We start from the raw sequence: 18,004 nt of genomic DNA on the forward strand, positions 1-18,004 counted from the left end.
ACCATGCGCGCCAAACCCATCCTTCTCGTAGCCGCACATCGACTGGCGATCCTCGCCTATATCGCCTTCGCGCTCTTCCCGCTCTACTGGCTGCTGAAGGTCGCAGTCACGCCCAACGACCTGCTCTACTCCGAAGGCATTCGGATGTGGCCTTCGCGCGCCAGCCTCGAGCATTTCGATTTCGTGCTGCGCCACAGCGCCTTCCCGGTGTTCTTCAAAAACAGCCTGATCGTTTCGGGCTCGACGGCGATCATCGTCACCATCCTTGCCTCGCTCTCGGGATACGCGCTGTCGCGCTTCAACTTCCGCGGAAAGTACTGGCTGGTGGCGCTGATGCTGCTGACGCAGATGTTCCCGCTCGTCATGCTCGTCGCACCGATCTTCAAGATCCTGTCGCCGCTCGGCCTCACCAACAGCCTGACCGGCCTCGTCATCGTCTACACCGCTTTCAACGTGCCGTTTGCCACCTTCCTGATGCAGTCCTTCTTCGACGGTATTCCGAAGGATCTCGAAGAGGCGGCGATGATCGACGGCGCAACCCAGTTCGTGGCCTTCCGCCAGATCATCCTGCCGCTGACGCTTCCGGGCATTGCCGCAACCCTCGGCTTCGTCTTCACCGCTGCCTGGAGCGAGCTTCTGTTTTCGCTGATGCTGATCTCGGGCAACGACCAGGCGACTTTTCCGGTCGGGCTGCTGTCCTTCGTGTCGAAATTCTCGGTCGACTTCGGCCAGATGATGGCCGCCGGCGTGCTGGCGCTGATCCCGGCCTGCCTCTTCTTCCTGCTCATTCAACGCTATCTCGTCCAGGGCCTGACGGCCGGCGCGGTCAAAGGCTGAGGATACCACCATGGCTTCCATCGATATCGCCAACATCCGTAAATCCTACGGCATCCACCCGGTCCTGCACGATGTGGACCTGAAGATCGGCGACGGCGAATTCGTCGTGCTGGTCGGCCCGTCCGGCTGCGGCAAGTCCACCCTGCTGCGCATGATCGCCGGCCTTGAAAGCGTGACGTCAGGCGAAATCCGCATCGCCGGAAAACGCGTCAACGAACTGGCCCCGAAGGACCGCGACATCGCCATGGTGTTCCAGTCCTATGCGCTCTATCCGCATATGTCGGTCGCCAACAACATGAGCTACAGCCTAAGGCTCCGGAAGACGGCCAAGGAAAAGATCGCCAGCGTCGTCTCCGGTGCTGCGTCGAAGCTCGGTCTCGACCCGCTGCTCGAGCGTCGCCCGCGCGCCCTTTCCGGCGGCCAGCGCCAGCGCGTCGCCATGGGCCGCGCCATCGTGCGCGAACCCAAGGCCTTTCTCTTCGACGAGCCGCTGTCAAACCTCGACGCGCGCCTGCGCGAACAGATGCGCGCCGAGATCAAGAAGCTGCACAAGGATCTGGGCGCCACCTCGATCTACGTCACCCACGACCAGATCGAGGCGATGACACTTGCCGACCGGATCGTCGCCATGAACGGCGGTTTCGTGCAGCAGGTCGGCAGCCCGCTCGATCTCTACGACCGTCCGGCAAACCTCTTCGTTGCCGGCTTCATCGGCTCGCCCGGCATGAACTTCTTCGAAGGCACCTACCGAAACGGCGAAGCGCCACGTTTCGAGACTGCGGGCGGCGTAACCATTCCGGCGCAAGTGCATGCGGAACTGATTGACGGGGCCAGCACGACGCTCGGCATTCGGCCGGAACATGTCGAGCTCGGCACCACGGCGCCGGATGCGCTGAAGGCAACGGTCGACCTGGTCGAACCAACCGGCTTCGGCATCATCCTGCATTTGTCCTTCGGCAAGGCCAGCTTCAAGGCCTTTACCAACGACCGCACTTTCCTCAATGCAGCCGGCGAAATCCCGGTACGACTGCCGCCCGAGCGACTGCATTTCTTCGACGCCGCCGGCAATCGGGTCTGATTGCCGCGCCGGCCGTAGCGGCTGGCGGAAAGTGACGCGGCGCGAGCGATATCGCCCAAGACCGGAGATTGACATCTTCCGGACGAGGCGTACCGTCATGCCGTCGCAAGTATCAACCGCCCGTGGCGCCCAATTGAGAGAAGCAAGTACCGCCAATACGATGAATTGACGATAGCCTTCCTTGCCCCGCGCCCGGCGATATTGAGGAAGTGTCATGCGAAATTTTGTTGTTGCCCTTGCCTTTTCGACAACGCTGCTCTGTCCCGTCGCCGCCCTCGCGCAAGAGGGCGATGCGGGGGCCGGCGCGACCGTCTTCAAGAAATGCGCCATCTGTCATGTCGCCGACAGCGACACCAACAAGGTCGGTCCTTCGCTCAATCATGTGCTGGGCAGAACAGCCGGCACGCATCCGGACTTCAAGTATTCGCCGGCGATGATCGATGCCGGCAAGGGTGGGCTTGTCTGGGACGAGGCGACGCTGCGCGATTATCTCCACAATCCGAAGGCGAAAGTGAAGGGCACAAAGATGGTCTTTCCCGGCCTGAAGGACGAAGGCGATATCTCCAACCTGCTCGCCTATCTCAAGCAATATTCGCAGTAGACGAAATGGGTTGAGTTGCCGGCAGACGCTCAACCGAACGGTCAATTGCGAGTATTTTCCGTTCGTGCAATAATTGCATTTAGAACTCTACGGATTGCGTATTCATGCCCACAGCCGCGAGCGGCGAGGAGGGACAAGAAATGGCCGTGGTGGTTATTCTGGTTTTGCTGGCCGCCGGATCGGTGTTGTTCCATTTGTTGAGCCCATGGTGGTGGACGCCGATCGCGTCCAACTGGAACTACATAGACAATACACTCATCATCACCTTCTGGATCACCGGCGTCGTCTTCGTCGCCGTCGTCCTGTTCATGGCCTACTGCGTCCTGCGTTTTCGGCACCGCCCGGGAAACAAGGCGGCCTATGAACCTGAGAACAAGAAGCTCGAAAGCTGGCTTGCCGCCGGCACGACGCTCGGCGTCGCCGCCATGCTGACGCCTGGCCTGTTCGTCTGGCATCAGTTCGTCACCGTTCCCGACGGTGCTAGCGAGGTCGAAATCGTCGGCCAACAATGGTTGTGGAGCTACCGCCTGCCCGGCGTCGACGGCAAGCTCGGCACCTCCGAGACACGCGACGTCTCGCCGGAAAATTCGCTTGGCCTCAACCGCAACGACACGGCCGCCCTGGATGACGTCGTCATAGAAGGCGGCGAGCTGCACCTCGAGATCGGCAAGCCGGTCAAGGTGCTGCTGCGCTCCGTCGATGTGCTGCATGATTTCTACGTGCCGGAGTTCCGCGCCAAGATGGACATGGTGCCCGGCATGGTGACCTATTTCTGGCTGACCCCCACGCGCACCGGCACCTTCGAAGTGCTCTGCGCGGAGCTCTGCGGCGTCGGCCACCCGCAGATGCGCGGTACCGTCGTCGTCGACAGCGCGGAGGACTATCAGACCTGGCTCGCGAGCCAGCAGACCTTTTCGCAGTTGATGGCAGCAGCGCAGACGAAGGAAACGGCACAGGCAGAAAATGCCGCCCCGGCGCGGTAGGAGGCGCCCCGACGGCAATTGGGAGAGTATAGATGGTCGACATCCGGTCAGGCACAGATGGCGCGCTCGGACACGCCGAGGTGGAGGATGTTGAACTCTACCATCCCCACAGTTGGTGGACGCGCTATGTCTTCAGCCAGGACGCCAAGATCATCGCCGTGCAATATGCCTCGACCGCCATCGCCATCGGCATGGTTGCGTTGGTTCTCTCCTGGCTGATGCGCCTGCAGCTTGGCTTTCCCGGCGCCTTCGCCTTCATCGATGCGGAGCGTTACTACCAGTTCATCACCATGCACGGCATGATCATGGTGATCTACCTGCTGACCGCGCTGTTTCTCGGCGGCTTCGGCAACTACCTGATCCCGCTGATGCTCGGCGCACGCGACATGGTGTTTCCCTACGCCAACATGCTGAGCTACTGGCTCTACCTTCTCGCCGTGCTCGTGCTGGTCGCCAGCTTCTTTGCCCCCGGCGGACCGACCGGCGCCGGCTGGACGCTGTATCCGCCGCAAGCCGTGCTTTCAGGCACACCCGGAGGCAAGGACTGGGGCATCGTGCTGATGCTCTCCTCGCTCATCCTTTTCATCATCGGTTTCACCATGGGCGGGCTCAACTATGTGGTGACGGTGCTCCAGGGCCGCGCACGCGGCATGACGCTGATGCGTATGCCGCTGACGATCTGGGGCATCTTCACCGCGACGGTGATGGCGCTGCTCGCCTTCCCCGCCCTCTTCGTCGCCTGCGTCATGATGATGTTCGACCGGGTGCTCGGCACCAGCTTCTTCATGCCGGCGATCGTCGAAATGGGCGAACAGCTGCAGCATGGCGGTGGCAGCCCGATCCTGTTCCAGCATCTCTTCTGGTTCTTCGGCCACCCCGAAGTCTACATCGTCGCCCTTCCCGCGTTCGGCATCGTCTCCGATCTCATCAGTACCCATGCCCGAAAGAACATCTTCGGCTACCGCATGATGGTCTGGGCGATCGTCATCATCGGCGCGCTTTCCTTCGTCGTCTGGGCGCACCACATGTATGTCAGCGGCATGAACCCCTATTTCGGTTTCTTCTTCGCCACAACCACGCTGATCATTGCCGTGCCGACCGCGCTCAAGGTCTACAACTGGGTGCTGACGCTGTGGCGCGGCGATATCCATCTCAACCTGCCGATGCTGTTTGCGCTCGGTTTCATCGTTACCTTCGTCAATGGCGGGCTGACCGGCCTCTTCCTCGGCAACGTCGTCGTCGACGTGCCGCTTTCCGATACGATGTTCGTCGTTGCCCATTTCCACATGGTCATGGGTGTCGCGCCGATCCTCGTCATCTTCGGCGCCATCTATCACTGGTATCCGAAGGTCACCGGCCGCATGCTCAACGAGGCGATGGGCCAGCTTCATTTCTGGGTCACCTTCGTCGGCGCATACCTCATCTTCTTCCCGATGCACTATCTCGGCCTGATCGGCGTGCCCCGGCGCTACTACGAGATGGGCGAAACCGCCTTTGTCCCGGCCTCGGCCCACACGCTCAACGAGTTCATCACCATCGTTGCGCTCATCGTCGGCGCGGCGCAGATCGTCTTCCTCTTCAATCTCGTCTGGAGCATTCGCCACGGCCGCGAGGCCGGCGGCAATCCATGGCGGGCAACGACGCTCGAATGGCAGACGCCGGAAACGCCGCCACGCCATGGCAACTGGGGCAAGGATCTGCCGGTGGTCTATCGCTGGGCCTATGACTATAGCGTGCCCGGCGCACCGGAGGATTTCATCCCACAGAACCAGCCCGGCCCCGACAACCTGACGCGGGAGACCGCGACATGAGCGTGACACTGATCTTCCTCGCCGTCATCGCGGCGATCGCGGGATGGTGGCTGTCGCAGCAGCGGATGATGTCGAAGCCCTGGCTGGAGGTCGGCCACCACCACGACCCGCGCCCGCAGGGCCGCCACCCGATCGAACCGGCCAAAATTGGCCTCGGCGTCTTTCTCGCCGTCGTCGGCGCGCTGTTCACCCTGTTCATCAGCGCCTACTTCATGCGCATGGCATCGACCGACTGGTGGTCGACGCCGATGCCGACTCTCCTATGGCTGAACACGGCGGTGCTCGCTGCCGGAAGCCTGATGCTTCATGCCGCCAAGGTATCGGCCGAACGCCACCGTGACGAAGCAAGCCGCACGGCGCTCATCGCCGCCCTTACCTTGGGCCTCGGCTTCCTCGTCGGCCAGGTCTTCGCCTGGCGCGAGCTCACCGATGCCGGATACCTCCTCACCGGCAATGCGGCCAACAGCTTCTTCTACATGATCACCGGCATGCACGGCCTGCACATCGTCGGCGGCCTGATCGCGCTTGCCCGCACCATTCTCGCCACGCGCAAGGGGCCGATCGATGAAAGGGCGACCCTGTCAATCACGCTCTGCGCCACCTACTGGCATTTCATGCTCGCTGTCTGGCTCGTGCTGTTTGCGCTGTTTTCCGGCTGGGCCAACGACTTCATCGACCTCTGCCGGCAAATCTTGACCTAGGAGCCGCCCATGTCCGCGCCGACACATGCACCTGTCACAGAGCCCTTGCCCCGGCCTTCGGGTCTCGCCGGCTTTGCCGCCGATTGGGCATCGGATCAGCGCGCCTTCAAGAATGTCTCCTGGGGAAAGGCCATGATGTGGATCTTTCTCCTGAGCGATACCTTCGTCTTCGGCTGCTTCCTCGTCGCCTACATGTCGGCGCGCATGTCGACCGCGGTCCCCTGGCCGAACCCGAGCGAGGTCTTCGCGCTGCATATCGGCGGTTCGGACGTCCCCCTGATCCTGATCGCCATCATGACCTTCGTGCTGATTTCATCGAGCGGCACCATGGCCATGGCGGTCAACTTCGGCTATCGCCACGACCGGCGCAAGACGGCGATCCTGATGATGCTGACGGCACTCTTCGGCGCCACGTTCGTCGGCATGCAGGCCTTCGAATGGACCAAGCTGATCTCCGAAGGCGTTCGGCCCTGGGGCAACCCGTGGGGTGCGCCGCAGTTCGGCTCCACCTTCTTCATGATCACCGGCTTCCACGGAACGCACGTGACGATCGGCGTCATCTTCCTCTTGATCATCGCGCGCAAGGTCTGGCGCGGCGACTTCGAAACCGGCAAACGCGGCTTTTTCACCAGCCGCAAGGGGCAATACGAGATCGTCGAAATCACCGGCCTTTACTGGCACTTCGTGGACCTCGTCTGGGTCTTCATCTTCGCATTCTTCTATCTCTGGTGAGGAACAGCCATGACTGACGCACCGGCACATATCGCGGTCAAAGAGCACCAACAGCACCCGATCGGTCTCTATCTGCTGGTCTGGGGCCTACTTTTCGTGCTCAGCACCTTCTCTTACCTGGTCGATTACGTCGGCCTGCAGGGCTATCTCAGATGGTCGCTGATCCTCATCTTCATGATGCTCAAGGCGGGGCTCATCGTTGCCGTCTTCATGCATATGGCCTGGGAACGTCTGGCGTTGATCTACGCGATCCTGCTGCCGCCGCTTCTGGTACTGGTCTTCGTCGCGCTGATGGTATCGGAATCGCACTACGTGCTCTTCAGCCGCCTCACCTTCTTTGGTGCCGCGCCATGACCGGGAAGTTTGCACCGCTCAGAGCAACAGCAACTTCTTGAGGACGGAGAACACTTCCTTATAGGGAAGAATGGTGACGCCGGCAGCGGCGATCGGCAGGAGGGCAGCTGCCGCCACCGGCACGACTGCCGTGCGGCTCAACAGCATCGCCGACAGCTTGCGCGTCGTTTCAAACTGTTTCGTCGGGTCGGCGATGTCATCGGCCTGCTGCTGAACCTCGTCGGTGCTTGCCGCCACCACATTGGTGCCCAGTATCTTCCGCTCGTTTGAGCGGTGATAGCGGGTCGCCTGCGTCCCCAGCATCAACAGGCTGCGCTCCTTCAACTGTCCAAGCGGCTTCGAGAAAGCCGACAGCGGGTAGGCAAAGAGCGCCAGCACGATCACCAGCCAGCCGGTTGCGATCGTGCTGAAGGTGGTGGTTGTCAGGCTTTCCTGCAGCAGATGCTTGGCGATCGCAGCACCTATCGCGGCACTGATACCGAAGATGAAGAGAACATAGGCGTTGGGATAGCTCGCAAGAAAAGAGAGCCCGCCATTGCCGTCTGGATGCGTCGCGACAAGCCGAAGTTCCAGTCGAGCGATCCGGCGCAGAAGCTGCGCCCAGACGAGGTGTCGCCACAGCCCGCGCAGCAACAGGAACACGAACAGCGGCTGGCTGACGACGATCGTCCACCAGCCGGCCGCCGTGATCCGCCGCCCCTCCGCGGAGACGTCGACTGCCCAGGATGCGACACCCGACGTGCGCATGTTGAGGTAGGCAAAGATGGCGGCAAGAAGCGCCAAGCCAAGACAGACCGCCTCCGCTAGCCGCGAGTCGCGGCGGGCAAGCGCAACCGTCACGGCGTCGCCAAATGCCTGCACCGAGCCCGGCGCGACGATCGGCGCCTTCAGGAACTGCCCGAGCTTGATGTGCAATCCGCGCTCGACCTGCTGTTCGGCCAGCACAAACGCGCCGACGCCGATGGCAAACCGGCCCCAGACGCCCAGATCACCGAGATAGGAGCCTGGCGCGTCGACGGAAAGAAAGCTGCGCGGCAGCCCAAGCAGCAACGGCACCAACCAGGCAAGCGCTACGAACAACAGCGCGCGCCTTCCGGTCTTCAGCGCATGTTCGCGTAGTAACCCGAGCCGGCGTTGCAATTCGAAAAACGGCCCGCCATGCGCGGCGAGATACTCGCCCGGCGAAAGATCGCGGCGCGGCGATGTTGCCGTTCCCTGTTCGGCGCTCTTGCGAACCTTTTCTTCAATACTCAATGGCGCTCAATCCTCGGTGATGGTCCAGTTGTCGTTGGGATTGAACTGCTTGATATCGCGCGCCATCGCAGCGGTGTCCGCGCCGAGATCCGCCTGATAGACGATGCCGTTCCGGTTGACGACAAAGGTATGAACGCCGGTCTCACCGTATTTCACCGGCCAGGCCACCAGCCCAAACCCTGCGATCATGTTGCCGTTGATGACATAATCGTAGGAGCCGCCGGCGATGTTTCCGCCCTGCCGCGTCAGGATCTTGAAGCGGTAGCCATAATAGCCTTCGTCGGCCTTGGCCTTGTCCAATTGAGCCTGCGAAAGATCGCCTGCAGGGCTGTCACCATCCCCCTGCTCTGCCGGCCAGTAGAGGCCATCGGTCTTGCCTTCGCTCGAAATCAGCTTCTGGGCATATTCGAACACGCCATCGCCGTCGTGATCTTCTTGAGTGTATTCTTCCTGCGCGTCCACATAGGCTCGCGCCGTGTTGATCGCCTCAAGCTCATTCTCACCAACGCGGCGATTGATGATCTCTTCGATCCCGGCATAGGTGTCGAACGCCCACTTGCCGTCTTCCCCCTTGACGATCGGGAAGGGCAAGGGCCAGAGCTGATCGCCGATCTCGACAATCTTGTTTTCGCCCGCGTCGGTCAGGATCACCTTTTTGGCGGCACCTGCCTTGATCTGTTCGTAGGTGTTCATCACACCTTCGCCTGTTTTCAGCTTTTCGGCATCAAGGCCCAGCAGCGCGGCAAGTTTGCCGAAATCGCTCGAACTCATTGCATCCTTGAAGGCTGAAGCCGCCTTGTCCGAATCGTCGAAGGTGGGAGGATCGGTCTGCGAGATATAGTCTGCAAGTTCGGCCGGCTGGCTCTCTGCCGCCAACGTCGCTCCGGCGTAGCCCGACAGGCCGAGCAGCAGCAGCCCGACACCCGAACGGAAAATCATGCTCTGACGATGATACCTGGTCATGACCATACCCTCCCGTTTCTCGCGCTCAACCACGACGTCCGCCACCACCGCGTCCACCGCCACCACCATGGCGAGCCCCACCGCCGCCGCCGTGTCCAACGGACCGATGCGGCACGCCCCCACTGCGGGCGCCGCCACCCATCGCCTGGCCGCCGCGCCGCGATTGCACTTGCGTCACCTTGCCCGGCCGCACTTCGCCCAGACCTGATGGCTTGCGCGGACGATTGTCGGCTTTTCCTGCCGGACGCGGCTTGCTCGCCGGTCGGTTGGCCTTGCCGCCGGAACCGCCGCCGGGTTTCGAGATGTTCCCGGGCCGCTGCGCCGCCGCGGATCCAGCGTTCGGCCTTGCATTAGCCGGCCGGTTCTTCGCACCATCGATCTTGTTGCTGCGAACATCCTTCAGATCCTTGAAGGAGCCCGTGTCTACCTTCTGGCGCAGGTTGGCACTCGCATCGCTTCTGGTGATCTTGGCCTTGTCGCGGATGTTGTTATTGCCGTTGGCTTCGATGCTGTTCTTCATGTTCGAACGGTCGAACTTGGCGAACTGGTCCTTGTCGATATTGATCTTGCTGCGGTCGACATTCTTCCAGTCGATGTCGTTGAACTTGACCTTGCCGTTGATATCGACGTTGTTGAAGCACTTGTTGCAGTCGACGTCGATGTCGCCATTGTAGCGCCCACCCCAAACACCCCAGTCGTCCCAATCGACCATCGCACCGAACACCGCGCCGGTGACCACACCGGCAAAGAACGTCGCCGTTGGATAGTAGTAGTTCGGATAGGGCTCGGGATAGTAGGACAACGGTTGGGGCGCATAGTTTGGCGCGTAGAGCATCTCCGGCTCGTATTGCGGCACATAGATCTTTTCCGGATTGGCCGCCTGAATGATGACGTTGTCGTTCTCCTGAACGACCTTCATCTTGTCGTCGGTCTTGAGCACGCCTGAAGCGACCGCCTTGTCGCGCAGCTGCTGAATGGCGATCAGCACATCCTTTTGCTGGTAGGCCATTGCATCGGAAAGGGACTGCGTCCAATCGATATCCTCGCTCATCATCTTGACGATATCGGGATAGTTCAGAAGTGAAATGACGCTGCCATCCCACGTGTCCTTGGGCTTCAGGTCCTTGTTCTTCTTGAGGTTATCAAGATAACGCTCAGCTTCGACGATCTGCAGCGGAAAGAGCGAAGCCGACGCGATGAGCGCGACCAGTTCGTCTGGATAAAGCGCGATGCGGGCGACAAGGATTTCGAGCTCTTCTTCGCTGAGCGGCTCCGGCGTGTCCGCGTCGGCCTGCTGGGCAGCCGAAGGATCGGTGGCCGCCTGCTCCTGCGCAAAGGCGCTAAAGTTGTAAGTGTAGGGCTCCGGTATCAACAAACACGCAGTCGCCAGGAAGCAGATCGATCGATGCAAACGGATGACACTCTTCACTGCCATTTCCCCTCCCCGTTCGGACGCACTGTTGCGTCACCTGTCTTGCCTGCTGGTGCGTGGGTTTCTATCTGCCTGTCTGCTGGTCTCATATGTTGGCAGCGCATCGGCCGCCGCAAGTGTTGGTTGACACTATTGCATACGCTCTCTCTTTTTCAATGCACAAATGATGACCACACGACGGTACACACCATAGGTTGTGCCAAGTTGGCGCAACGAGCCTGCCGCCCTACGCCCAAACGGCCGGGTCCTGCCCAATTGGATGTAGACGAATTGCAGGCTCTTCTTTTCCAGCATCTGGCTTCAGAATAGCGGTTTAATGCGGACCCATGTCCTGCGCGATATCGCAGGGCCTGGGCTGAACCGTGGATTGGAGAAACGGCAATGACGGAAAATCGTCCCTTGTCGGAAGCGGCGCCGAATGCGAACACCAATCAGAACACGGTCGCGACCGCTGCCGGCGGGCATCTCGCGTTGGTCCCCACCTGGCTTCCCCTCGATCTCGTTCCGGATCCGGACCACAATTCGGCCGGTGCCGGGGGTAATGGAACCAGCATCGGTACCCTCGACAGCAATACGCTCGCCGTTTTCATGCCCTCCAACGCTGCTATCACCGGCCCGCATTCGGCCGCGGATGCGCAGCAGGGCAATGACGCCCTGATCAACCAGCACGCCACCGAAATGGCCGGCATGGGAGGCGACGGCGGCAGCGGCAATCTTGCGGGCAGCGGCGGCGGCAATGCCGGCGGCGGTGGCCACGGCACCTTCATCGGCAGCCTGGTCAGCACGGATGTGGGGGTATTTGCCCCGGTGAATACCGCCGTTGCGGCAGGGCCGGGATCGACGGCGACGGCCAATCAGGCCAACAACGCGGCAATGCTGCAAGGCGCCACCCAGATCGGCGGCATCGGCGGATCGGGCGGCGACCACAACATTGCCGGCGGCGGCACATCCGCCAACCATGGGACATCCATCACCTTCACCGGCGACAACTTCGCCGGACACGGCGGTGACGGCACCTTCATCGGCAGCATGATCGATGTGAACGTGGCGGTGTTTTCGCCGATCAACATCGCCATCGGTGCGGCCGGCGGAGCCGCCTCGGCTCACCAGACCAACAACGCCATCTTCGATCAGGGCGGCGTGCAGATCGCCGGTATCGGCGGTGCCGGCGGTGGCTTCAACCTGTCGTCCGACACGATCTTCACCGGCGACCAGATGGCTGGCGGTGGTGGGTCCGGTTACTCGAACGGCAGCATGGTCGATGTCAGCATTGGTTATTTCCACCCGATCAACATTGCGGTACCGGCCGGTGGCACGGCCGATGCCCAGCAGCTTGATCACGTGCTCTTCGACCAGCACGCGCTACAGATGGCTGGCGTCGGTGGTCTTGGCGGTGAGGGCAATCTGTCGGATGCCCATTCGGCGCTCGTGGACGATATCCTCAGCCTTGTCGATGGAATCTGAAGTCGGACAGCTCGCACAGTCCGTTTCGAACCTGACCCGGCACGAATGTCAAAACGCACCCGCAGTCGGGTGCGTTTGTCTGTCGCCGATACCACGCACTCCCGCATGGCAAGCCAGCGCCCCATACCCCGCCCAAAGGGACGTCACCGAATATCCAGCTAGTTCGCACGCTCGATAGCGCTCACCATTCAATCGCGGTTACCCCGTCTGCCAAACGGTATCGCTGGCACCGAACCGCTTAAGAGAACACGGGGGTCACGATACTTAGAGGAGCAACGCTATGCCTATTCCGCAAGCATCTGACACGATCAACCTCACCGACTCCAATGCTGGCGATGCAAGCGCCGGCAACGGCGGCGACGGCTTCAACTATGGTGATATTCACTACAATCCGGTCGCCTATGTCGCCAATTCACAAACGGTAGAAGGTGCCTACACCAAGCTCTACAACGGCGATCATGTCTGGCAGGACGCCGGATGGGGAACCGGTGACGGCGGCGACGGTGGACTTGCCCAGGCACGGGACGGCCTGTTGGCCGTGCTGACCAACAACGGCTCGGGCGGCGCCGGCGGCGACGCCTATTCCAATGGCGATCAAGGCAACACCAGCGGTGGCAATGTTGCAGCGGTTGCTGCAGACACAACGGCAACGCAGAACACCCAGTTCCTGGCCGACCAGCATGCAACCATTCTCGCCGGCGTCGGCGGCAATGGCGGCAATGGCAACCTTGCACAGGGCGGCGATATCTCCTCGGCCTTGGTTCACACCAATCCGTTCACGGAAACCAACACGTCAACGGACATAGACACCACGACCGAAACCACATCGGTCTCGAACGCGCTCGACCATTTCATCAACGCATTCGGATCGATCGACCTCAACGACATCGGTTCGTGAATTTTTCATGAGGATCGCCGGTTTCGGCCGACGATCCTCATCCTTGCATGCGTCTTGCCAAGCCCTTGCCTTGTCAGAATCGATTGCACCGAGATCTGATAATGACAGCCAATTCGACACCCACGCCGCGCGAACCAACGCATCTGGTCATGGCCCTCAGGGCCTGCGCCAGCGCCTTTGGCCTGGTCTTCCTCTATAGCTGCGGCTACAATCTCTTTCTGCTCACCCCCTCCATCTATCTGCTGCAGATCTACGATCGCGTGCTGTCGAGCCGCAGCGCCGATACGCTGGTGATGCTGACGCTGATCGTTGCGGTCGCCGTGGTGGTCGGATCGCTCCTGGATATCGTTCGCCGCGCCGCCCTGTCGCGCATCGGCAGTTGGCTTGATCACCGGTTGCGCCCGGTGGTTCTCACGGCCTCCTTCGAATATGGCGCCCGTACCAGCACCGCAGTTGCGACCGATTGCTACAAGGACCTGTCGACGCTCAGGCAGTTTCTGGATTCGCCGGCAAGTTCGCTGCTCTTCGACGTTCCCTGGGCGCCCGTGTTCCTGCTGCTGCTGTTTCTCGTCCATCCGCTGCTCGGCGTGATCGGCGTGCTGAGCGCCGTCTCGCTGCTGCTCCTGGCCGTCCTCACCGAACTGGCGACCCGACGTCCGCTCACCCACGCCAACCGCGCCCTTGCGCGCAGCTACGTGCGCTTTGCGACCGCGCTCAAATACATCCAGGTTATCCGTGCGATGGGCATGCAGGACGGCGCCGCGCAGATCGTCTACCGCGACGCCGAAGCGGCCAGGAAGGCACAGGATGCCGCGATGCAGCGCACCGAGATCATTCTTGGCCTGTCAAAATCCGTGCGTACGCTCACGCAGATCCTGATGATGGGTGCTGCCACCTGGCTGGTGCTCGAGGAAAACAGCAGTCCGGGCATCATCTTCGTTGCCAGCCTGCTGCTCGGCCGCGGCCTTGCCCCGGTCGAAGGGGCGATCGGTGCCTGGCGCTCCTTTGCTTTTGCCCGCAGCGCCTTCGAACGGCTCAATCAGATGCTGATTGCGGTCGCCGCTGACAGCGACGCGCGCATGGTTCCCGTGCCGGAACCGAGCGGCCTTATCCTCGACAGTGTCGGCTACACCCTGCCCTATGCCGATCGCCAGATATTGCGGGGCGTAACCCTGCGCCTGGCGCCGGGCGACTGCGTCGCCCTGATCGGACCATCGGGATCGGGAAAGTCGACGCTCGGCCGGATCATGGCAGGCGTCGAGCCGGCCACGAGCGGATGTGCACTTCTCGGCGGCGTCGATATCTCCGCCCTGCGGCTTTGCGCGGGCACACGCCATGTCGGTTACCTGCCGCAGGACATCGAGCTCTTCGGCGGCGCCGTCAAGGATGTCATTGGCCGGCTGGACGGATCCAACCCCGGCAAGGCGATCGAGGCGGCCAAGCTCGTCGGCTTGCATGAAACGATCATGCGACTGCCCAAGGGCTACGACACCGATATCGGCGAAGGCGGCGGCCTGCTCCTGCGGGCGCAGCGCCAGCAGCTTGGTTTGGCACGCGCCGCCTACGGCAATCCGTCGCTGGTGGTGCTCGATGATCCCAATTCGAGCCTCGACTACGACGGCGAGCGCAAGCTGTTCACCGCCATATCGCGGATGAGGTCGCGCGGCATGATCGTCGTCGTCATCACCCATCGCATGGGAATTCTGCCTGTCACCAACAAGATCGCCATCCTGCGCAACGGCACGGTCGACGCCTTCGGCGACAGCGAACAGATTTTTGAGACTCATCTTCAACCGCCGGCGCGGACCGGAACATAGGAGGGGGATCGCACAATGCTCCCCGCACAGATCGACCGGCCTCCATCACGATCCGCTGTTGCAAGCAGCGCGGCCAATCATCTGGCAAAGGCGCAAGGTCAAATCGGCAAATTGCTTACCTATGCGCCGACCGACGGCCTCGTGCCGATCGAACTCGCCGCCGCCTCGCCGATGTCGCGGCTTCGCTCCGTCGCCAGGACCGGCAATCTGCTCATCGGCTTTTTCGTCGTCGGCCTCGGCACCTGGTCGGCATTGGCACCGCTTACCAGCGCGGCAGTCGCCTCGGGGGTCGTCGAACCGGAATCCAGCCGCAAAACCATCCAACATCTCGAAGGCGGCATCATCAGGCAGATCCGCATCAAGAACGGAGATACCGTTACCTCCGGCCAGATCCTGATCGACCTGGACGACACCAAATTCCGCTCGGAGCGGGACAGCCTGAAGGGGCAGCTCTGGGATGCGGAGGCAAGGCATGCGCGTTTGCTTGCCGAGCAGGACGATGCCGACAGCATAACCTACCCGCCCGAAATGCTGGCCGCCATGGTCGACAATCCCGCGATCAACGCGATCGTCACCGGTCAGCAGCGGATTTTCGAAACCCGCCGCCAGGTCATGCGCGCCGAAATTGCGATCACTGAAGAAAAGATGAAACAGGTGCAGCAGGAGGTCGCCGGTCTCACCGCACAGAAGGCGGCTCTGAGCGAACGTGTCGAAATCTCCAGACAGGAGTTGGAGAGCGTCACGACGTTGACCAAGAAGGGGCTGGAAAAGAAGAGCCGTGTCCTCAATCTGCAACGGGAAAAGGCCGATATCAGCGGGCGGGTCGGCGAAAGCGCCGCCCAGATCTCCCGTGCCTATCAAGTGATCAGCGAAGCCCAGGCCTATCTCGTCAAGCTTCGAAGCGATCGCCTGAACGAGGTGGCGCAAACCATGCGCGAAACGGAAACGCAGATCCTGCAACTGAGCGAAAGGCTGCGTGCGATCGACGACCAGCTTGCGCGAACTGCGATCAGGGCGCCTGAGGACGGCGTGATCATGGACTTGCGGGTCCATACAACCGGCGGCGTTATCGGCGCCGGTGAACCGCTTGTCGATCTCGTTCCACGCAAAGGCCGCCTGATCGTCACCGCCCGCGTCCGGCCAGAGGACATCAATCTCGTGCATCCCGGCCTCACGGCGCAGGTGCATCTGCTCCCCTACAACCAGCGTCGGGTCCCGCTGCTGAAAGGTCAGGTCGAATATGTCTCGGCGGACCGTCTGGTCGACAAGCAGACCGGCCAATCCTACTACGCCGCGACGATCCATGTCGTTGATGAACGATTGGCCACGATGAGCGAGGTCGAGTTGGTCGCGGGCATGCCGGCCCAAACGCTGATCGAAACGGGTACGAACAGCGTGGCGCTCTATGCATTGAGACCACTGCTTGACAGTTTCAACAGAGCATTTCGTGAGGACTGACACAGCCTTGGCCGGTGGCTCCGTGCACGGTGCAAATGAAGGTGCGGCTCCGTTGTTGCCGACGCACCCCACTCTTGGCTCGCGGGCACCCCTGATCCGGCCGAAGGATACGATAATGGGCAAACGAAAATTCGACGACGACGAAATCATGGGTATTCTGAGGGAACATCGGACCGGCGCGACGGTAGCGGAAGTTTGCCACCGCCATGGCATCAGCGAGCCGACCTTCTACCGCTGGCAATCCTCACAGCTTCGAACCGTCGGCTTCGACGTTGGGCGCATACGCGCGCTGGAGCTGGAAAACCAGAAGCTGAAAAAACTGCTGGCCGAAGCCATGTTGACGGCCGCGACACTGAGCGAGATGCTAGCGAAAGCCTCGAAATAACGATAGCGACTATGGTATCGCCAATCCGTTGCGCGGCGATGCCCTGCCGCCCAGTCGGGCAACGACCTCCGTGCGGTTCTGAACCTGCAGCTTCCGCATGATGTGCTGGAGGTGCATCTTCACGGTATGCCCCGAGAGGTTCAGCTTGCCGGCGATAACCTTGTTGGACGAGCCGCATTGCAACTCAGCCAGAACATCGGTTTCCCGCGGCGTGAAGTCGGCATGAAGGAGATCGTCGCGGCGCGGCCGCCTGGCGGGGTCAGCCTCTTCAGGCCTCAAATGCAGCGCTGTCCCATCGCCAAAGGTCCCCAGCGGATGCGGACAGAACACACCGCCCGCCAGCACCAACCTGAGGCCCGCAAGAGCGATTTCGATTGGCAGCGACGTTGTGAAGAAGCCGCGGATGCCCATCTGCAGCGCCTGCGTTGCCATCGAGATATCGTCCGTGTCCGACAGCAAGGCGATCGGCGCATCGGAGAAACGCTCGGAGATGGCCGCAAGATCGGAACGCAGACTGCTGCTTCCGACGTCCCTCCCCGCCAGATCCAGCGTAATCAGACGGATGTCCATACCGAGTGCCCTGTCCAGGCTCGCGGTCGAGATCATGTCGATGAAGGTCCACCCCGCCAGTTCGCGCTCCAGCAGCGTGACAATGGCAGTGCGGGCGAGAGTATGCGGTTCGACGACGATACCGGTGGGTGCATTGCGCCCTTTGCGGCGCAGCGTTCCTGAACTGATGGACACGAGCCGACCCCCAGGATGTTTGCAACCTCTAAGGTCAGCATACTATGCCCGAACATGCATCATGTCATGAGAAAATGGGGATTAATCCGATCGGACCAGTCCCGGCAAACCGTTGACAACATACGGTTTTTTTAAGCGCACTCACTGGCGTTGGGCGCTGTAACATATCTTGAGTAGTAAAATACACCCAGTTCGTTGCGACGATGATCGAAAGCCTATCATCGCAGCGGTCACAATTTTGCAACCGAGTTCGGCGAGATACCGCTCTCGTTTTGTCAAAATGGACGCTGAACCGGTTGCCGTTCCGGCGATACCTTCCGCCTGATCATCGCTTTGGAGTTGGTCCCAGAACGCCAAAAAGCCCGCCGGATTTACCTGGCGGGCTTTTTTTTTGATTTGGTTGCGGGGGCAGGATTTGAACCTGCGGCCTTCAGGTTATGAGCCTGACGAGCTACCGGGCTGCTCCACCCCGCGCCATCTCGGTAAACCGCT

Annotated in this window: 17 protein-coding genes and 1 tRNA gene; 13 read left to right on the forward strand and 5 right to left on the reverse strand. The window is 61.3% G+C overall.

Annotated elements, in window-relative coordinates:
• Window positions 1-3: 3 nt before the first annotated feature.
• The 8 genes from ASD52_RS09480 to ASD52_RS09515 all read left to right on the forward strand — a co-directional run bounded on the left by ASD52_RS09480 (window position 4) and on the right by ASD52_RS09515 (window position 7,097).
• Window positions 4-837 (forward strand): carbohydrate ABC transporter permease, encoded by an 834-nt coding sequence (locus ASD52_RS09480; protein WP_025428193.1) that lies wholly within the window; start codon window positions 4-6, stop codon window positions 835-837.
• 10 nt (window positions 838-847) lie between these two features.
• Window positions 848-1,915, forward strand: a complete 1,068-nt coding sequence (ugpC, locus tag ASD52_RS09485; protein ID WP_025428194.1) for a sn-glycerol-3-phosphate ABC transporter ATP-binding protein UgpC — start codon at window positions 848-850, stop codon at window positions 1,913-1,915.
• Window positions 1,916-2,129: 214 nt separating this feature from the next.
• A complete protein-coding gene (locus tag ASD52_RS09490) occupies window positions 2,130-2,516 on the forward strand; it encodes a cytochrome c family protein (protein WP_025428195.1) in 387 nt (128 codons plus the stop codon).
• Between the two features lie 140 nt (window positions 2,517-2,656).
• On the forward strand, window positions 2,657-3,499 hold the full coding sequence (locus ASD52_RS09495) for a cytochrome c oxidase subunit II (protein WP_025428196.1): 843 nt from the start codon (window positions 2,657-2,659) through the stop codon (window positions 3,497-3,499).
• Window positions 3,500-3,531: 32 nt separating this feature from the next.
• The gene (ctaD, locus tag ASD52_RS09500; RefSeq protein ID WP_025428197.1) at window positions 3,532-5,310 is read left to right on the forward strand and encodes a cytochrome c oxidase subunit I; all 1,779 of its coding nucleotides are present in this window, start codon (window positions 3,532-3,534) and stop codon (window positions 5,308-5,310) included.
• Entirely contained in the window at window positions 5,307-6,011 is a 705-nt protein-coding gene (locus tag ASD52_RS09505; RefSeq protein WP_025428198.1) for a cytochrome c oxidase subunit 3, read from the forward strand. The genes ctaD and ASD52_RS09505 overlap by 4 nt, the downstream gene beginning before the upstream one ends.
• A 9-nt stretch (window positions 6,012-6,020) precedes the next feature.
• A complete protein-coding gene (locus ASD52_RS09510) occupies window positions 6,021-6,743 on the forward strand; it encodes a heme-copper oxidase subunit III family protein (RefSeq protein WP_025428199.1) in 723 nt (240 codons plus the stop codon).
• A 9-nt stretch (window positions 6,744-6,752) separates the two neighbouring features.
• Entirely contained in the window at window positions 6,753-7,097 is a 345-nt protein-coding gene (locus ASD52_RS09515) for a cytochrome C oxidase subunit IV family protein (protein WP_025428200.1), read from the forward strand.
• 18 nt (window positions 7,098-7,115) lie between these two features.
• Here ASD52_RS09515 and ASD52_RS09520 read toward each other — a convergent pair whose 3' ends face one another.
• Genes ASD52_RS09520 through ASD52_RS09530 form a run of 3 tightly spaced genes read right to left on the reverse strand, consistent with a single transcriptional unit; the run spans window position 7,116 to window position 10,749 of the window.
• Window positions 7,116-8,351: a hypothetical protein gene (locus ASD52_RS09520; RefSeq protein WP_025428201.1), complete on the reverse strand. Its 1,236-nt coding sequence runs from the start codon at window positions 8,349-8,351 to the stop codon at window positions 7,116-7,118.
• 6 nt (window positions 8,352-8,357) lie between these two features.
• The gene (locus ASD52_RS09525) at window positions 8,358-9,290 is read right to left on the reverse strand and encodes a DUF2950 domain-containing protein (protein ID WP_225906282.1); all 933 of its coding nucleotides are present in this window, start codon (window positions 9,288-9,290) and stop codon (window positions 8,358-8,360) included.
• A 49-nt stretch (window positions 9,291-9,339) separates the two neighbouring features.
• Window positions 9,340-10,749, reverse strand: coding sequence for a DUF3300 domain-containing protein (locus tag ASD52_RS09530; RefSeq protein ID WP_025428203.1), 1,410 nt, complete (start codon window positions 10,747-10,749; stop codon window positions 9,340-9,342).
• A gap of 378 nt (window positions 10,750-11,127) precedes the next feature.
• Here ASD52_RS09530 and ASD52_RS09535 point away from each other — a divergent pair, with 378 nt between their 5' ends.
• The 5 genes from ASD52_RS09535 to ASD52_RS09555 all read left to right on the forward strand — a co-directional run bounded on the left by ASD52_RS09535 (window position 11,128) and on the right by ASD52_RS09555 (window position 16,768).
• The gene (locus ASD52_RS09535) at window positions 11,128-12,210 is read left to right on the forward strand and encodes a hypothetical protein (protein ID WP_025428204.1); all 1,083 of its coding nucleotides are present in this window, start codon (window positions 11,128-11,130) and stop codon (window positions 12,208-12,210) included.
• A 280-nt stretch (window positions 12,211-12,490) separates the two neighbouring features.
• A complete protein-coding gene (locus ASD52_RS09540; protein WP_025428205.1) occupies window positions 12,491-13,108 on the forward strand; it encodes a hypothetical protein in 618 nt (205 codons plus the stop codon).
• 101 nt (window positions 13,109-13,209) lie between these two features.
• Window positions 13,210-14,925, forward strand: coding sequence for a type I secretion system permease/ATPase (locus ASD52_RS09545; RefSeq protein WP_025428206.1), 1,716 nt, complete (start codon window positions 13,210-13,212; stop codon window positions 14,923-14,925).
• Window positions 14,926-14,940: 15 nt separating this feature from the next.
• The gene (locus ASD52_RS09550) at window positions 14,941-16,383 is read left to right on the forward strand and encodes an HlyD family type I secretion periplasmic adaptor subunit (RefSeq protein ID WP_025428207.1); all 1,443 of its coding nucleotides are present in this window, start codon (window positions 14,941-14,943) and stop codon (window positions 16,381-16,383) included.
• 7 nt (window positions 16,384-16,390) lie between these two features.
• On the forward strand, window positions 16,391-16,768 hold the full coding sequence (locus ASD52_RS09555; protein ID WP_128090485.1) for a transposase: 378 nt from the start codon (window positions 16,391-16,393) through the stop codon (window positions 16,766-16,768).
• Between the two features lie 9 nt (window positions 16,769-16,777).
• Here ASD52_RS09555 and ASD52_RS09560 read toward each other — a convergent pair whose 3' ends face one another.
• The gene (locus tag ASD52_RS09560) at window positions 16,778-17,512 is read right to left on the reverse strand and encodes a response regulator transcription factor (RefSeq protein ID WP_025428209.1); all 735 of its coding nucleotides are present in this window, start codon (window positions 17,510-17,512) and stop codon (window positions 16,778-16,780) included.
• A 397-nt stretch (window positions 17,513-17,909) separates the two neighbouring features.
• Window positions 17,910-17,986, reverse strand: a tRNA-Met gene (locus ASD52_RS09565).
• Window positions 17,987-18,004: the final 18 nt, after the last annotated feature.

This window comes from Ensifer sp. Root142, from assembly GCF_001426785.1.
Lineage (GTDB): Bacteria > Pseudomonadota > Alphaproteobacteria > Rhizobiales > Rhizobiaceae > Ensifer > Ensifer canadensis.

Bases quoted from the DNA above. Each gene is read 5' to 3' on its own strand.
- ASD52_RS09480 (WP_025428193.1), top strand. From the start codon at position 4: ATGCGCGCCAAACCCATCCTTCTCGTAGCCGCACATCGACTGGCGATC.
- ugpC (WP_025428194.1), top strand. From the start codon at position 848: ATGGCTTCCATCGATATCGCCAACATCCGTAAATCCTACGGCATCCAC.
- ASD52_RS09490 (WP_025428195.1), top strand. From the start codon at position 2,130: ATGCGAAATTTTGTTGTTGCCCTTGCCTTTTCGACAACGCTGCTCTGT.
- ASD52_RS09495 (WP_025428196.1), top strand. From the start codon at position 2,657: ATGGCCGTGGTGGTTATTCTGGTTTTGCTGGCCGCCGGATCGGTGTTG.
- ctaD (WP_025428197.1), top strand. From the start codon at position 3,532: ATGGTCGACATCCGGTCAGGCACAGATGGCGCGCTCGGACACGCCGAG.
- ASD52_RS09505 (WP_025428198.1), top strand. From the start codon at position 5,307: ATGAGCGTGACACTGATCTTCCTCGCCGTCATCGCGGCGATCGCGGGA.
- ASD52_RS09510 (WP_025428199.1), top strand. From the start codon at position 6,021: ATGTCCGCGCCGACACATGCACCTGTCACAGAGCCCTTGCCCCGGCCT.
- ASD52_RS09515 (WP_025428200.1), top strand. From the start codon at position 6,753: ATGACTGACGCACCGGCACATATCGCGGTCAAAGAGCACCAACAGCAC.
- ASD52_RS09525 (WP_225906282.1), bottom strand. From the start codon at position 9,290: ATGATTTTCCGTTCGGGTGTCGGGCTGCTGCTGCTCGGCCTGTCGGGC.
- ASD52_RS09530 (WP_025428203.1), bottom strand. From the start codon at position 10,749: ATGGCAGTGAAGAGTGTCATCCGTTTGCATCGATCGATCTGCTTCCTG.
- ASD52_RS09535 (WP_025428204.1), top strand. From the start codon at position 11,128: ATGACGGAAAATCGTCCCTTGTCGGAAGCGGCGCCGAATGCGAACACC.
- ASD52_RS09540 (WP_025428205.1), top strand. From the start codon at position 12,491: ATGCCTATTCCGCAAGCATCTGACACGATCAACCTCACCGACTCCAAT.
- ASD52_RS09545 (WP_025428206.1), top strand. From the start codon at position 13,210: ATGACAGCCAATTCGACACCCACGCCGCGCGAACCAACGCATCTGGTC.
- ASD52_RS09550 (WP_025428207.1), top strand. From the start codon at position 14,941: ATGCTCCCCGCACAGATCGACCGGCCTCCATCACGATCCGCTGTTGCA.